The organism is Rathayibacter sp. AY1C6, assembly GCF_002931535.1.
Taxonomy (GTDB): Bacteria; Actinomycetota; Actinomycetes; order Actinomycetales; family Microbacteriaceae; genus Rathayibacter.
The window spans coordinates 264771-280542 of record NZ_PSWC01000001.1 but is presented as its reverse complement, the minus strand read 5'-3'; the positions used below and the strand labels follow the sequence as shown (position 1 = coordinate 280542).

Below are 15772 nucleotides of genomic sequence, written 5' to 3'. Positions count from 1 at the left end.
ATGCTCGGGGATCACTCCCCGTCCATCACCGAATCGGGCTGGATGTCGATCTTCGCGCCGGTCAGCTTGGCGGCGAGGCGGGCGTTCTGGCCCTCCTTGCCGATGGCGAGCGAGAGCTGGTAGTCGGGGACGAGCGCCCGGACGGCCTTGAGGCTCTGGTCGATCACGAACGCGCTGGTCACCTTGGCGGGCGAGAGCGCGCTGGCGACGAAGGTCGGCAGGTCGGAGGAGTAGTCGACGATGTCGATCTTCTCGTTGTTGAGCTCGGCGGTCACCGCGCGCACGCGCTGGCCGAGCTCGCCGATGCAGGCGCCCTTGGCGTTCACGCCGGGCTCGGTCGCGCGCACCGCGATCTTGGTGCGGTGGCCCGCCTCGCGGGCGAGGGAGACGATCTCCACCACGCCGGACGCGATCTCGGGGACCTCGAGGGCGAACAGCTTGCGCACCAGCGACGGGTGGGTGCGGGACACCTGGACCGACGGGCCCTTGGGTCCGCGGCCGACGCTCGTGACGTAGACGCGGATGCGGCGTCCGTGGCTGTAGTCCTCGCCGGGCACCTGCTCCTCGGGCGAGAGGATCGCCTCGATGGAGCCGAGGTCGACGTGGATCATCCGCGGGTTGGGGCCCTGCTGGATGACGCCGGCGACGATGTCGCCCTCGCGGCCCTTGAACTCGCCGAGCACGTGCTCGTCGGCGATGTCGCGCAGGCGCTGGTTGATGACCTGCTTCGCGGCGAAGGCGGCGATGCGGCCGAAGTCGCGCGGGGAGTCCTCGGCCTCGCCCACGACGGCGCCCTCCTCGTCGAGCTCGGGCACGAAGACCGAGACGTGACCGGTCTTGCGGTCGAGGTGCACTCGCGCGTCGACGGCGGTGGCCTTGTCGGCGTCGTCGGCCTGGCCGATGTGCTTGAGGTAGGCGGTCAGGATCGCCTGCTCGATGATCTGCACGAGTTCCTCGAAGGGGATCTCGCGCTCGCGCTCCATGAGTCGCAGAACGCTCAGGTCGATGTCCACGGGCGGGCCTTTCTCTCTATTCACTTGGATGCCGCGGTGGTGACCGCGGTCGTTCGCCTGCCGGGCTCTCACCCGGATCAGCCCTCAAGGGTACCCGACGCGGCCCGGGGTTCCACCCGCGGATCCTGCCGACGCACGGAGGGCCCCGCCTGCCACGGGAAGCGGTGGCGGGGCCCTCGGCGTGTCGGGTCTAGGCGCCCAGCCGGGCGAGCGCCTCGGCGACCGGGAGCTGCTCGCGCTCGCCGGACCGGCGGTCCCACAGCTCGACGATCCCGTCGGCCGCTCCTCGGCCCGCGATGACGATCACGGGCACCCCGATCAGCTCGGCGTCGCCGAACTTGACGCCGGGCGAGACCTTCGGGCGGTCGTCGATCAGCACGTCGCGGCCGGCGGCCTCGAGGGAGGCGCCGACCGACTCGGCGAGCTCGAGAGCCGCCGCGTCCTTGCCGGTCGCGATGACGTGCACGTCGAACGGCGCGACGTTCGCGGGCCAGAGCAGTCCTCGGTCGTCGTGGGTGGCCTCGGCGATGATGGCGAGGATGCGGGTCACGCCGATGCCGTAGGAGCCCATCGTGACGGTGACGAGCTTCCCGTTCTCGTCGAGCACCTTCAGCCCGAGGACGTCGGCGTACTTGCGGCCGAGCTGGAAGACGTGGCCGATCTCCATGCCGCGGGCGGTCTCGATCGGGCCCGAGCCGTCGGGCGCCTCGTCGCCGGTGCGGACGTCCGCGACCTCGACGGTGGCGTCGCCGTGGAAGTCTCGGCCGGCGACCAGATCGAGGACGTGCTGCCCGGAGACGTTGGCCCCGGTGATCCAGGCGGTGCCGTCGACCACGCGCGGGTCGAGCAGGTAGCGGACGCCGGTCGCCGACTCCTCGCCCAGGACGGCTCCCTCGGCCGACCAGGGTCCGATGTAGCCCTTGACCAGTCCGGGGTGCTTCGCGAAGTCCTCCGCGGTGGCGGCCTCGACCTCGGCCGGGGCGAAGGCCACTTCGGCGCGCTTGAGGTCGACGTCGCGGTCGCCGGGCAGGCCGACGATCACGAGCTCGCGGGTGCCGTCGAGCGCGGTGAGCGCGAGGACGACGTTCTTCAGGGTGTCGGCGGCGGTCCAGGCGCGGCCGTCGGGGCGGGGCTGCGTCGCGTTCGCCAGGTCGACCAGGGTCTGGATGGTCGGGGTGTCGGGCGAGTCGAAGACGCGCGCCTCGGGCAGGCCCTCGACGGGCAGCGCCGCGGGGACGGGCGTGCGGTACGCCTCGACGTTCGCCGCGTACCCTCCCGCCGACCGGACGAAGGTGTCCTCGCCGACGGGGGTGGGGTGCAGGAACTCCTCGCTCCGGGAGCCGCCCATCGCTCCGGCGTCGGCCTGCACGATCACGTACTCCAGGCCCAGGCGGGCGAAGATCCGCTCGTAGGCGTCGCGCTGGCGCTGGTAGCTCGCGTCGAGGCCGGCGTCGGTGTAGTCGAAGGAGTACGCGTCCTTCATCGTGAACTCGCGGCCGCGCAGGAGGCCCGCGCGGGGCCGCGCCTCGTCCCGGTACTTGTCCTGGATCTGGTAGATCGACAGGGGCAGGTCCTTGTAGGAGGAGTAGAGGTCCTTCACGAGCAGCGTGAAGAACTCCTCGTGCGTGGGAGCCAGCATGTAGTCGGCGTCCTTGCGGTCCTTCAGGCGGAACACGCCGTCGCCGTACTCGGTCCAGCGGCCCGAGAGCTCGTAGGGCTCGCGGGGCAGGAGCGCGGGGAAGTGCACCTCCTGGGCGCCGGCGGCCTCCATCTCCTCGTGGATGATCCGCTCTATGCGGCGCTTGACGCGCAGTCCCAGCGGCAGCCAGGCGAAGACGCCGGGCGCCTGACGGCGGATGTAGCCCGCGCGGACGAGGAGGCGGTGGCCCGCGACCTCGGCGTCGGCGGGATCCTCCCGGAGCGTGCGGACGAACAGATGCGAGAGACGGGTGACCACGAGGGACGATCCTATCCGCTGCGCTCCCCCGGCTCGCGAGGGCGCCGGGAGCCTCAGTCGGGGATCCGCGAGAAGACGACCGCTCCGCCCGTGCCGTCCAGCAGCACGTCGTCGGGGGTGCCGCCGATCGTCATCGGGCCGGAGAGGAGCGCCCGGAGCCGGATGGCCTCGGGGCTCGGCGTGTCGGAGCAGGTGTCGGAGCCGGTCACCTCGTCGCCGGGGATCAGCACGCCGTCGTCGATCCGGTAGGCGGCGCTGACCAAGAGGCAGCCGGTGCCGACGACCAGGGTCGGCGCACCCCCGACGCTCTCGGAGCGGAGGCGGACGCGGGCGTCCTCGACCCAGGCCGTGTACGGGGTCTCCCCCTCGGCCGCGGTCAGCACCCAGCGGTCGCAGCCGAAGGGGTCCTGCGGGGTGCGGCTGTCGATGCACTCGCCGGCCTCGGAGGACGGGCCGCTGCGGAGCGCGGCGACACCGGAGGCGAGGAGCGCGGCGGCGACGACCACGAGCGCGAGGCGCAGTGCGGGGCGGACCACGTCGATCCGCCCCGCGCCGTCAGTTCGCGCCGACGGTGACGACCGGGGCTCCGGTCGAGGTGTCGTCGGCCGGCATCTCGGCGGCCAGGCGGTTGGCCTCCTCGATGAGGGTCTGGACGATCTCGGCCTCGGGGACGGTCTTGATGACCTCGCCCTTGACGAAGATCTGGCCCTTGCCGTTGCCGGAGGCGACGCCCAGGTCGGCCTCGCGGGCCTCGCCGGGTCCGTTGACGACGCAGCCCATGACGGCGACGCGCAGCGGGACGCTCATGCCCTCGAGGCCGGCGGTGACGTCGTTGGCGAGCGTGTAGACGTCGACCTGCGCGCGGCCGCAGCTGGGGCAGGAGACGATCTCGAGCTTGCGCTCGCGGAGGTTCAGCGACTGGAGGATCTGCAGGCCGACCTTGACCTCCTGCGCGGGCGGGGCCGAGAGGGACACGCGGATGGTGTCGCCGATGCCCTCGCCGAGGAGGATGCCGAAGGCGGTGGCGGACTTGATCGTCCCCTGGAACTCGGGGCCGGCCTCGGTGACGCCGAGGTGGAGGGGCCAGTCGCCGCGCTCGGCGAGCTGGCGGTAGGCCTTCACCATGACGACGGGGTCGTTGTGCTTGACCGAGATCTTGAAGTCGTGGAAGTCGTGCTCCTCGAAGAGGCTGGCCTCCCAGACGGCGCTCTCGACGAGGGCCTCGGGGGTGGGCTTGCCGTACTTCTGGAGGATGCTCGGCTCGAGCGAGCCGGCGTTGACGCCGATGCGGATCGAGACACCGGCGGCCTTCGCGGCGGCGGCGATTTTGCCGACCTGGTCGTCGAACTTGCGGATGTTGCCGGGGTTCACGCGGACCGCGGCGCAGCCGGCGTCGATCGCGGCGTAGACGTAGTTGGGCTGGAAGTGGATGTCGGCGATGACCGGGATCTGGCTCTTCTTGGCGATGATCGGCAGCGCCTCCGCGTCGTCGCGGCTCGGCACCGCGACGCGGACGATGTCGCAGCCGGACGCGGTGAGCTCGGCGATCTGCTGGAGGGTCGCGTTGATGTTCGTCGTCGGTGTGGTGCACATCGACTGGACGCTGACCTGCGCGTCACCGCCCACGAGCACCTTGCCCACCTTGATCTGGCGGGACTTGCGGCGGGGGGCGAGGGTCATGGGGACCTTGGGAAGACCCAGATTCACTGCTGGCACGCGCCCCATCGTACGCGCGCCGCGGGACCCCTCGTCCGCTCGCCGCACCTTCCCAGCCGCCGCCCCTCCTGCGCGCCTCGGAACCCGTCCACCGCACCTGCTCTCAGCCCGAGACCGCACGACGATCCGCGGTCGCCGCGCCCCGAGCCGAACCGCCGATCCCGTCCAAGCGATTCACCGCAGACGCTGCCAGCCCGCTCCCTTCACAGAGCGGACCGCGCCACGCCGGTCAGCGACCGCCCTGCCACCCCCGAGGCGAACGGGTGAATCGCGTCCCAGCGATTCGCCCTAGCCGTCCGCACCCCGCTCCACCCACGCCCCCACCCCGAGAAGCCGACCGCGCCACGCCGGGCGAGGACCGGCGTGGAATCCAACTCAGAACAGCGTGATCGGCTTGACGATGTCGGCGTAGATGAGGAGGGCGCTCATGCCGCCGAGGACGAGGACGACGACGTAGGTGAGCGGGAGCAGGCGGGCGATGTCGACGGGGCCGGGGTCGCGGCGTCCGAAGAGCTTGGCGATCCGGCGGCGCAGGCCCTCCCAGAGGGCGCCGGCGATGTGGCCGCCGTCCATGGGGAGCAGCGGCACCAAGTTGAAGACGAGGAGGGCGACGTTGAGCGAGGCGAGGACGCCGACCATCGTCTGCACCTTCGACACGACGGGGAGCTGGTCGGAGGCGGCGATCTCGCCCGCGATCCGGCCGACTCCGACGACGCTGATCGGGCCGTTGGCGTCGCGTGCCTCCGAGCCGAACGCCGCCTGGGCGACGTCGATGAGGCGCTGCGGCAGGTTGAGGATCACGTGGGCGACGCTGGTGATGTTCGACCAGACCGTCTCGGGCACCGCGGTGACCGGCTGCTGCGCGAGGGCCGACGTGGGCGAGATGCCGATGAAGCCGACCGTCTGCGTCTCGATCGCACCGGAGGCGTCGGTGACGGGGGCGCCGTTCGCGTCGGTCACCGCGACCTCGTTCTCGGCGGGGGTGATCGTGAGGGTCAGCGGCGCGCCGTCGCGCTGGACGGACACGCTGAGCGGGACGCCCGCGGAGCGCTGGATGATCGGGGTCAGGTCGTTCCAGGTGCTCACCGGAGTGCCGTCGATCGCCGTGATCGTGTCGCCCGGCAGCAGGCCGGCCGCGGCTCCGGGTGCCAGCGGGTCGTCGGCGGTGCAGGTCGCGGTCGCGCGCTGCGACTCCGGGACCACGCACTGCGAGACCGCGGCGAGGGTGCTGGTGCTCTGCGGGATCCCGATGCCGCAGAGGAGGACGGTGAAGAGGACCGTGGCGATCACGAGGTTCATGAAGGGGCCGCCGGCCATGACGATCACGCGCTTCCACACGGGGAGCCGGTAGAACGCGCGATGGTCCTCGCCGTCGCCGATCGTCTCGGCGCTGGCGGCACGGGCCTCGTCGATCATCGTGGCGTAGGCGCCGCGCCGGGGCTCCTCGAGCTGGGCCTCGGAGGACGCCAGGCCGTTGAAGAAGCCTGTGCTCGACTCCGTGGGCCGGTCCCCCGGGTGCTTCGGCGGGTACATGCCGATCATGGCGATGTAGCCGCCGAGCGGGATCGCCTTGACGCCGTACTCCGTCTCGCCTCGGCGCCGGGAGAAGAGGGTCGGCCCGAACCCGATCATGTACTGCGTGACCTTGACCCCGAACAGCTTGGCGGGGAGCAGGTGCCCGACCTCGTGCAGGGCGATGGAGAGGGCGACGCCGACGGCGATGATGACGACGCCGAGGACGAAGAGCAGCACGGATTCCACCGACACACTGTAGGCCGGGCCCGCCCGTCCACGCTGGGGTGCGCCTGCACGGATCCGATGAACTCCGCGGCCGAGCGGATCAGCGGCGCGACGTCCGCCGACACGGATCCGCGGAGAAGGAGCCCGTTCGGATGACCCCTGGTCAGACTCCGGCGATCCGCTCGTCCGCCGTGCGGCGCGCCCACTCCTCCGCCGCGGCCAGCGACTCGCGGGTCAGCGAGCCGTCGACGCTGTGCGCGTCGACCACCGCCTCCACCGTCTCGAGGATGTCGAGGTAGCCGATCCGCCCCGCGTGGAACGCCTGCACGGCCTGCTCGTTCGCCGCGTTGAACACGGCCGGGTAGGAGGCGCCCGCCTCCCCGACGCGCTTCGCGAGCCGGACCGAGGGGAACGCCTCCTCGTCCAGCGGCTCGAACGTCCAGGAGTGGGAGCGGGTCCAGTCGAGCGGGACGCCGACCCCGGCGACGCGGTGCGGCCAGTCGAGGCCGAGCGAGATCGGGAGCCGCATGTCCGGCGGCGAGGCCTGGGCGATCGTCGAGCCGTCGACGTACTCGACCATCGAGTGGATCACCGACTGCGGGTGCACGGTGACGTCGATCCGGTCGTAGGGGACGTCGAAGAGCAGGTGCGCCTCGATCACCTCGAGCCCCTTGTTGACCAGAGTGGAGGAGTTGGTCGTGACGACCAGGCCCATGTCCCAGGTCGGGTGTGCGAGCGCCTGCGCCGGAGTGACGTCGCGGAGGGAGGCGCGGTCGCGTCCCCGGAACGGCCCGCCGGACGCGGTCAGCACGAGGCGGCGGACCTCGCGGTGCTCGCCCGCGAGGAGGGCCTGGGCGATCGCGGAGTGCTCGGAGTCGACCGGCACGATCTGGCCGGGACCGGCGAGCGAGGTGACGAGCTCGCCGCCGACGATCAGCGACTCCTTGTTGGCGAGGGCGAGCGTCCTGCCCTCCTCGAGCGCCGCGAGCGTCGGGCCGAGCCCCACCGAGCCGGTGATCCCGTTCAGCACGACGTCCGCGTCGACCGAGCGGATCAGCTGCTCGGCCTCCTCCGCGCCGAACGCCGTGTGCTCGACGCCGAACGCGGACGCCTGCTCGTCGACCGCCGTCCGGTTCGAGCCGGCGGCGAGGCCGACGACCTCGAACCGCTCGCGGTTCGCGCCGATGACGTCGAGAGCCTGCGTGCCGATGGACCCGGTCGAGCCGAGGATGATGACCCTGCGCATCCGCCCATCCTGGCACGGAGCGCCCAGCGCCTCCCGGTCAGCTGATGGCGAGGATGTCGACCACGAAGACGAGGGTGTCGGTCCCGCTGATCCCCGCGTTCTGGTTGCCCTGGTCGCCGTAGCCCTTCGACGGCGGGATGGTGACCAGCACCTGCGAGCCGACGGTCTGGCCTACCACGGCCTCCTTGAAGCCCTCGATCACGTCGCCGGTGCCGAAGGCGGCGGGAGCGGGCTTCCCCCAGCTCTGGTCGAACACCTCGCCGGTGCCCCAGACCACGCCCTGGTACTGCACGATCAGCTGGTCGCCGTCGGCCACGGTCGCGCCGCTCCCCTTCTTGAGGACGGCGAGCTGCAGGTCGGCGGGCGGGTCGGTCGAGGGGATGGTGACGGTGGGCGCCCCGTCCTCGGCGAGCGCCACCGTCGGCAGGCCGTCGACCGGGGGCTGCGGCTCGCCGTCGGCGGCGGTCGGCACGATCTGCTCGACGTCGATCACCATGACGATCGAGTCGGTCGCGGCGATGCCGAACTGGCTCTGCCCGGCGTCGCCGAACGCGTCGGCCGGGGGAACGACGGCGACGACGCGCGAGCCGACGGTCGCGCAGTTGACGGCCTTCACGAGGCCGGCGAGGTACTGGTCGGTGTCGACCTCGAAGGCCGCGCGGCCACCGGACGCGTAGCTGCTCGCCGAGAACTCGGCACCGCTCGTCCCGTTGTAGAGCGTGTAGTCGACCAGCACGGTGTCGCCCTCGGCGACCTCCTCGCCGGTGCCCTCGATCGCGACGGAGCGCTCGGTGGCGTCCACGCTGACCGGGCTGGGGAACACGGTGACCGGCTTGGTGGCGAAGTCGCCGCTGGTCTGCACCGCGGCGGTCGCCTCGCCCTCGGTCGCGCAGCCGAGCGGGGTGGCGGAGGCGGACGGCGCTGCATCCGGCTCCCCGGGGGTGCAGGCCGCCAGGCTCAGGGAGGCGCCGAGGACGGCGAGGATCGCGAGGGTTCTGCGCACAGGGGCACCTTTCGTGACCGGCGGCGGCCGGTGGACGTTTGGGGATCGGCTCCATCCTGCACGGCGCGCCTCGCAACGCGCTGGGTGCGGGTCCTCGAACGGTCCCAGGCCTACCATCGGGGAATGCGTGAATTCTCGGTCCCCCAGTCCCGAGAGCTCGTCACCGAGCTCCCCGGCCCGCGCTCCGTCGCCCTCCAGGAGCGCCGCGTCGCCAGCGTCTCCCGCGGCGCCGGGACGCTCGCGAACATCTACATGGACCACGCGTCGGGCGCGGTCCTGGTCGACGTCGACGGCAACCGCCTGATCGACCTCGGCTGCGGCATCGGAGTGACCACCATCGGCCACGCGCACCCCGCGGTCGCCGCGGCGGCCGCCGCGCAGGCCGAGAAGCTGACGCACACCCTCTTCACCGTCACTCCGTACGAGAACTACGTCCGGGTCGCCGAGAAGCTCGCCGAGATCACCCCCGGGGACTTCGAGAAGCACTCGATCCTGGTCAACTCCGGCGCGGAGGCGGTCGAGAACGCCGTCAAGATCGCGCGGAAGTTCACCGGCCGCCGCGCCATCGCGACGCTCGACCACGCCTTCCACGGCCGCACCAACCTCACGATGGCGATGACCTACCGCCCCTGGCCGGAGCGCGCGGGCATGGGCCCCTTCCCGGGAGAGATCTACAGCCTCCCGATCAGCTACCCGTTCCGCGACCCCGAGGGCATGACGGGCGAGGAGGCGGCCGAGCGCACCATCGACTACATCACCACCCACATCGGCGCGCAGGAGCTGGCCGCGCTCTTCGTCGAGCCGATCCAGGGCGACGGCGGCATCATCATCCCGGCGCCGGGCTACTTCCGCCGCCTGTCCGAGTTCTGCACCGAGAACGGCATCGTCTTCGTCGCGGACGAGATCCAGGCCGGCATCGCCCGCACCGGCACCTGGTACTCCATCGAGCACCACGGCGTGGTCCCGGACCTCATCACGACGGCCAAGGGCATCGCCGGCGGCTTCCCGCTCGCCGCCGTCACCGGCCGCGCCGAGATCATGGACGCCGTGCAGCCAGGCGGCATCGGCGGCACGTTCGGCGGCAACCCCGTCTCCACCGCCGCGGCGCTCGCGACGTTCGAGGCGATCGAGTCCGAGGGCCTGCTGGAGGAGGCGCAGCGGGTCGAGCGCCTGCTGCAGGCGCGGATCGGCGACTGGGCCGAGCGCTTCGCGGTCGTGGGCGAGGTCCGCGGCAAGGGCGCGATGTGGGGCGTCGAGCTCGTCCACCCGGGCACGAAGAAGCAGTACCCGGAGGCGCTCACCGCGATCCTGAAGCACGCCACCACGAACGGCGTGATCGTCCTCGACGCGGGCAGCTGGGACAGCGTGCTGCGGATCATGCCGAGCGTGGTCATCAGCGAGGAGCTCATCGACGACGCCGCGACGGTCATCGAGGAGGCGCTCGCCCAGTTCGGCTGATCCGCCGCATGACCGGAGCGGCATGGACGCCCCGGTAGCTTCGTCGGAATGCGGATCGACGACGACCACGAGAGGCCGACTCCCCCGGGGATCGGCCTCTCCGCGCGTCTGGCGCGCCTGTCCATCGGCGGCGTCGGCCGGCTGGTCTACCGGCCGATCGTGGAGGGGCGCGACAACGTCCCGGCCGAGGGACGCGTGATCCTGGCGGCCAACCACCTCTCGTTCATCGACTCCCCGGTGCTGACGCTGCTCGCCCCGCGGCCGGTGCAGTTCCTGGCCAAGTCGGACTACTTCACGGGGACCGGCGTGCGGGGCGCCCTCTCGCGCGCCTTCTTCACGAGCGTCGGAGCCGTCGCGGTCGAGCGCGGCGCCGGCCAGGCCGCTCAGGAGGCGCTGGACCTCGGCCGGGCGATCCTCGAGCGGGACGAGGCGTTCGCCGTCTACCCCGAGGGCACCCGCTCCCGCGACGGGCGCCTCTACAAAGGCCGCACCGGAGTGGCGTGGCTCGCCCTCACCACGGGCGCGCCGGTGGTCCCCGTCGGCATGATCGGCACGCAGGAGCTCCAGCCGGTGGGCACGAGGGTGCCGCGCCTGCACCGGATCACGGTCCGCTTCGGGGCTCCGCTGGACCTCTCGCGGCACGGCTCCGCCGACTCCGGCCGCGTCCGACGCCACGCCACCGACGAGGTGATGGCGGCCGTCCACGCGCTCTCCGGGCAGGAGCTCGCCGGTGCGTACAACGAGTCGCCGCCGACGACCACGGTCGAGCGCATCCGCCGGGCGCTCCCGCACGAGCGCCGCTGAGCCTCAGCGCGCGGACGCCTCCGGCTCGTGGGAGACGGGGAAGTTCACCGAGTTGGCGATGAAGCAGAGCCGGGAGGCCTCGGCGTGCAGCGTCTGGGCGATCGCCACCATCGACTCCTCGGCGACAGTGACGCGGGGCCGGAGGGTCACCGAGGTGAAGCGGCCGCTCTCCCCCTCCTGCAGCATCGAGCCCACCGCGTCGTCCGTGTAGCCGGTGACGACGACTCCGTTCTTGACCGCCACGTGCAGGTAGGAGAGGAGGTGGCACTGCGCGAGCGCCGCGAGGAGCAGCTGCTCCGGGTTCCAGCGGTCGGCGTCACCCCGGAAGGGCGTGTCGGCCGAGGCGAGGATGGGCGCCGGGCCCTCCGCCGTGACGGTCAGCTGGCGCCCGTACTCGCGGTAGCCGCTCGTGCCGGTGCCCCGGTCGCCCTCCCAGACGACGGACACCGCGTACTCGTGCTCGGACTTCATCGGGCTCCTCCTCGACGGCGGTGGATTAGGCCGGTCGCGCCGGTCTGGACCTCTGGACGCGGAACCCCCGCGGGTAGACTCCGAGGACCATGACAGACACGCTCGCCCCCCAGGTTCCCACGTCCGCAGTCCCCCAGGAGCGGCGCGTCGCGACCAAGATCCCCGGGCCGCGATCCCGGGCCCTGCACGAGCGCCGCCTCGCCGTCGTGCCCACCGGCGTCGGCACCGCGCTCCCCGTCTACATCGACCGCGCGCACGGCGCGATCCTGGTCGACGTCGACGGCAACAGCTTCATCGACCTCGGCGCCGGCATCGGCGTCACGACGATCGGGCACACCGACGACTCCGTCGTCGCGGCCGCCGCGGAGCAGCTCGCGCGCCTCACGCACACCCTCTTCACCGTCACTCCGTACGAGCCCTACATCCGCGTCGCGGAGCTGCTGGCCCAGCACACCCCCGGCGACTTCGCCAAGAAGACCGTCCTGGTCAACTCCGGTGCCGAGGCGGTCGAGAACGCCGTCAAGATCGCGCGCAAGCACACCGGCCGCCCCGGCGTCGCGGTGCTCGACCACGCGTACCACGGACGCACGAACCTCACGATGGCCATGAACTTCAAGGCGCTGCCCTACGGCCTGGGCTTCGGACCCTTCGCCAGCGACGTCCACCGTGCGCCGAGCTCGTACCCGTACCACGACGGCCTGTCTGGAGCCGAGGCCGCCCAGCGCGCGATCTCGTACCTCGAGAAGACCGTCGGCGCGTCCGCCCTGGCCTGCCTCGTCGCCGAGCCCATCCAGGGCGAGGGCGGCTTCATGGTCCCCGCCGACGGCTTCCTCCCGGCACTGCAGGAGTGGTGCACGGCCAACGGCATCGTCTTCGTCGCCGACGAGATCCAGTCGGGCATGGCCCGCACCGGCGCCTGGTTCGCCAGCGAGCACCTCGGCCTCGTCCCCGACCTCGTCCTCTCGGCCAAGGGCATCGCCGGCGGCCTGCCGCTCGCGGGCGTGACGGGTCGCGCCGAGATCATGGACTCGGCGCAGGCCGGCGGACTGGGCGGCACCTTCGGCGGGAACCCCGTCGCCGCCGCCGCCGCCGTCGCGGTCTTCGAGCGCATCGAGCGCGAGGGCCTCCTCGCCGAGGCCGACCGGATCGGCGCACGCCTGGGCGCGGCGCTGCGAGGCCTGCAGGAGCGCTACGACATCATCGGCGACGTCCGCGGCATCGGCGCGATGATGGCGATGGAGCTCGTGCAGCCCGGCACCGCCGGCACCACGAAGGAGCCGAACGCCGTCGCGGTCCAGGCGATCATCGACTACGCCGCCCAGCACGGGGTCCTCGTGCTGAGCGCCGGCACCTACGGCAACGTGGTCCGCTTCCTGCCGAGCCTCGCCCTCACCGACGAGCTGCTCGACGACGCCGTGTCGGTCATCGCCGACGCGTTCGCCACCCTCTAGGCGCGATCCTCCGAAGGCCACCGCGGGCGCCGAGGCGCTCCCCGGTGGCCTTCGGCGTCTCCGGGAGCGCGGGACCGGTCGGCGCATCGGGCAGGATGGGTGGATGCCAGCAGGAACCTTCACCGTCGCCGAGTCCGTCGAGCTGGCCGTCGTCGAGCGATCCGGGTTCGTCGAGTCGCGCCACGCCGGCTCCGCCGTCCTCCTCGACTCCGAGGGCCGCGTCGCCCGCAGCCTCGGCACCCCGACGGCTCCCGTCTTCCCCCGCTCCTGCCTCAAGCCGTTCCAGGCCCTCGCGGTGATGACCGCCGGAGTCGAGCTGAACGGCGCGGAGGCGGTCATCGCCACCGCGAGCCACGCCGGCATCCCCCAGCACGTGGCGCTGGTGCAGAACCTGCTCTTCCGCGCCGGCCTGGACCACACCGCCCTGCAGTGCCCGGCCGACTGGCCCGGCGACTCCGGGACCCGCGCTCAGCTGCTGCGGGCGGGCGCGACTCCGGACCCGCTCTACATGAACTGCTCGGGCAAGCACGCGGCGATGCTGCTGGCCTGCGTGCAGAACGGCTGGAGCACCGAGGACTACCTCGAGCGGACGCACCCGCTGCAGCAGCACATCGTCGACACGATCGAGCGCCTCACCGGCGAGCGCGTCGTGGCCTCGGGGATCGACGGCTGCGGAGCTCCCGTGCACGCCCTTCCTCTGACCGCGCTGGCGAAGGGCGTCTCGCGGATCGTGTCCTCCTCCCCCGCCTCACCGTTCGGCCTCTACCGCCAGGCCGGCGTCCTCACGGCCGCGATCCTCGAGAACGCGTGGGCGATCGACGGCCCGGGCCGGGACAACACCGTCGTGATCGAGCGCCTGGGCCTGGTCGCCAAGCTCGGCGCCGAGGGCGTGCTCGTGATGGCCTCGCCCGACGGCACCACCGTCGCCCTGAAGATCCTCGACGGGAGCCTCCGCGCCGCGACCGTGGTCGCGCTGAAGCTCCTGGTCGAGGCGGACGCGGTGGACCGGACCGCGGCGAACGACGTGCTGGTGCGGCTGAACCCGGTCGTGTCGGGCGGCGGGCGCCCGGTCGGCGCGATCCGTGCCTCCTACGTCTGACCGCACCTCCCGGCACACCCTGAGCTACTGCTCGCGCGTGAGGCGCTTCGCCCGGGCCGCCGCGGAGACCTGCGTGATCACCACCACGAGGATCGCCAGGACGAACACCGCCGACGCGATGACGTTCGCCTCCGCCGGGATGCCGCGCGCCGCCGCGATGTAGATGTACTTCGGGAACGTGGTGACCGATCCGGAGTTGAAGTTCGTGATGATGAAGTCGTCGAAGCTCAGCGCGAACGAGAGCAGCGCCGCGGCGAGGATGCCGGGCAGCAGCAGCGGGAAGGTGATCCGCCAGAAGACCTGGTTCGGCGACGCGTAGAGGTCGCGTCCCGCCTCTTCCAGCTTCGGATCCAGGCTCGCCACCCGCGCCTTCACGGTGACCACGACGAAGCTGATGCAGAACATCGTGTGCGCCAGCACGATCGTGACCAGTCCCTTCTCGGCGCCCACGCTGAGGAACTGCGCGGCGAGGCCGGCTCCGAGCACCACCTCCGGAGTCGCCATGGGGAGGAACAGCAGCAGGCTGATCGCCGACCGGAACCGGAAGCGGAACCGCACGAGCGCGATGGCGATCATGGTGCCGAGCGCAGTGGCCAGCACGGTGGCGATCACACCGACCAGCAGGCTGTTCCCGAAGGCGGTCATCACCTCTTCACTGGTCCAGGCCGACACCCACTTGTCGAGGGTGAAACCGCGCCAGGCGAGGTTGCTCTTCCCCGAGTCGTTGAAGGAGAAGACGAAGGTGTACCCGATAGGGATGAGCAGGAAGAGCAGCGCCAGCGCCGTGTACACGCCGAGCCCGAGGCCCCGGAAGCGGCGGCGGCCCCGGATCGGGGCGGGGGGCGGCGCGCCGAGCGCCTCCTGGGCGCTCGCGAGCGGACGGTCGGCCGTCGCGGTCACAGGAGGTCCTCCGTTCCACTGCGCTTCACGTAGAAGCCGACGATGACCAGGATCACGGCCATCAGCACGATCGAGAGCGCGGCGGCCGCCGGGTAGTTCTCGAGCGTGAGGAAGTTCGCCTCGATCGCGTTGCCCACCATCGAGGTCTGCGACGAGCCGAGGAAGTCCCGGCTCGCGTTGATGTAGTCGCCCGCCGCGGGGATGAACGTCAGCAGCGTGCCCGAGACGATGCCCGGCATCGACAGGGGGACCGTCACGCTCCAGAACACGGAGGCGGGGTGCGCGTAGAGATCCGACCCTGCCTCCAGGAAGCGCACGTCGAGGCGCTCGAGCGTCGTGTACAGCGGCAGCGTCATGAACGGGATGAAGTTGTAGGTGATGCCGAAGATCACGGCGATCGGCGTCCCCGTGAGGTGGCCGTCGCTCGGCAGGACCGCCACGGCCTTGAGCGCCTGCACGAGCGGGCTCTCGTCCGCGAGGATCTGCTTCCACGCCAGCGTCCGGAGCAGGAAGCTGATGAAGAAGGGCGCGATCACCAGCGTGAGGAGCAGGTTCTGCAGCAGCGGCCAGGGCCGCGCCTTCACTCCGATGAAGTAGGCCAGCGGGTAGCTGATCACCAGCGCGAGCACCGTCGCGATCAGCGCGTAGCCGAAGGAGCGGAGCACGTGCGGCCAGTAGTCGCCCATCACCACGAGGTAGTTCTGCCAGGCGAACCCGGGGGCGTACTCGCCGATGTCCCCGTCCGGCACCTCGGCCTGGAAGGACGTGAGCACGAGCGAGATCAGCGGCGCCAGGAAGAACAGCAGCATGTAGGCGATGCCCGGCAGCAGCAGGACCAGCGCGATCGTCGACCGCCGGCGGACCGGAGCGTCCTGAGGATCCGCCTGCCCCGTGGCGAAGGCGGCGAAGGCCAT

Annotated in this window: 14 protein-coding genes; 4 read left to right on the top strand and 10 right to left on the bottom strand. The window is 71.8% G+C overall.

Features of this window, described 5'->3' with window-relative positions; translation table 11 throughout:
* Positions 1-11 precede the first annotated feature (11 nt).
* The 7 genes from nusA to C5D36_RS01185 all read right to left on the bottom strand — a co-directional run bounded on the left by nusA (position 12) and on the right by C5D36_RS01185 (position 8675).
* Entirely contained in the window at positions 12-1013 is a 1002-nt protein-coding gene (gene nusA, locus C5D36_RS01215) for a transcription termination factor NusA (protein WP_104225180.1), read from the bottom strand.
* Between the two features lie 190 nt (positions 1014-1203).
* Complete coding sequence (locus tag C5D36_RS01210; protein WP_104225179.1) at positions 1204-2970, bottom strand: proline--tRNA ligase; 1767 nt, start codon at positions 2968-2970, stop codon at positions 1204-1206.
* A 53-nt stretch (positions 2971-3023) separates the two neighbouring features.
* The gene (locus C5D36_RS01205) at positions 3024-3506 is read right to left on the bottom strand and encodes a hypothetical protein (RefSeq protein WP_104295008.1); all 483 of its coding nucleotides are present in this window, start codon (positions 3504-3506) and stop codon (positions 3024-3026) included.
* A gap of 19 nt (positions 3507-3525) precedes the next feature.
* Positions 3526-4686, bottom strand: coding sequence for a flavodoxin-dependent (E)-4-hydroxy-3-methylbut-2-enyl-diphosphate synthase (ispG, locus tag C5D36_RS01200; RefSeq protein ID WP_173244694.1), 1161 nt, complete (start codon positions 4684-4686; stop codon positions 3526-3528).
* Between the two features lie 375 nt (positions 4687-5061).
* Positions 5062-6447, bottom strand: coding sequence for an RIP metalloprotease (locus C5D36_RS01195; RefSeq protein ID WP_258062217.1), 1386 nt, complete (start codon positions 6445-6447; stop codon positions 5062-5064).
* A gap of 142 nt (positions 6448-6589) precedes the next feature.
* Complete coding sequence (dxr, locus tag C5D36_RS01190; protein WP_104295007.1) at positions 6590-7672, bottom strand: 1-deoxy-D-xylulose-5-phosphate reductoisomerase; 1083 nt, start codon at positions 7670-7672, stop codon at positions 6590-6592.
* Between the two features lie 37 nt (positions 7673-7709).
* Complete coding sequence (locus C5D36_RS01185; protein ID WP_159939270.1) at positions 7710-8675, bottom strand: FKBP-type peptidyl-prolyl cis-trans isomerase; 966 nt, start codon at positions 8673-8675, stop codon at positions 7710-7712.
* A 123-nt stretch (positions 8676-8798) separates the two neighbouring features.
* On the opposite strand from C5D36_RS01185, the gene C5D36_RS01180 reads away from it, so the two are divergent.
* On the top strand, positions 8799-10133 hold the full coding sequence (locus tag C5D36_RS01180; protein ID WP_104223043.1) for an aminotransferase class III-fold pyridoxal phosphate-dependent enzyme: 1335 nt from the start codon (positions 8799-8801) through the stop codon (positions 10131-10133).
* 48 nt (positions 10134-10181) lie between these two features.
* Positions 10182-10937 carry a 1-acyl-sn-glycerol-3-phosphate acyltransferase gene (locus C5D36_RS01175; RefSeq protein WP_104295005.1) on the top strand — a complete coding sequence of 252 codons (756 nt, stop codon included), beginning with the start codon at positions 10182-10184 and terminating at the stop codon, positions 10935-10937.
* A 3-nt stretch (positions 10938-10940) separates the two neighbouring features.
* Here C5D36_RS01175 and C5D36_RS01170 read toward each other — a convergent pair whose 3' ends face one another.
* Complete coding sequence (locus tag C5D36_RS01170) at positions 10941-11408, bottom strand: OsmC family protein (RefSeq protein ID WP_104232692.1); 468 nt, start codon at positions 11406-11408, stop codon at positions 10941-10943.
* Positions 11409-11497: 89 nt separating this feature from the next.
* Between C5D36_RS01170 and gabT the strand changes: the two genes are divergently transcribed.
* Both gabT and C5D36_RS01160 read left to right on the top strand, forming a co-directional pair.
* Entirely contained in the window at positions 11498-12859 is a 1362-nt protein-coding gene (gene gabT, locus C5D36_RS01165; RefSeq protein ID WP_104295004.1) for a 4-aminobutyrate--2-oxoglutarate transaminase, read from the top strand.
* A 103-nt stretch (positions 12860-12962) separates the two neighbouring features.
* Positions 12963-13958, top strand: a complete 996-nt coding sequence (locus tag C5D36_RS01160) for an asparaginase (protein ID WP_104223039.1) — start codon at positions 12963-12965, stop codon at positions 13956-13958.
* A 24-nt stretch (positions 13959-13982) separates the two neighbouring features.
* On the opposite strand, the gene C5D36_RS01155 is transcribed toward C5D36_RS01160, so the two are convergent.
* Positions 13983-14750, bottom strand: a complete 768-nt coding sequence (locus tag C5D36_RS01155) for an ABC transporter permease (protein ID WP_374953765.1) — start codon at positions 14748-14750, stop codon at positions 13983-13985.
* A 104-nt stretch (positions 14751-14854) separates the two neighbouring features.
* Entirely contained in the window at positions 14855-15772 is a 918-nt protein-coding gene (locus C5D36_RS01150) for an ABC transporter permease (protein ID WP_104223037.1), read from the bottom strand.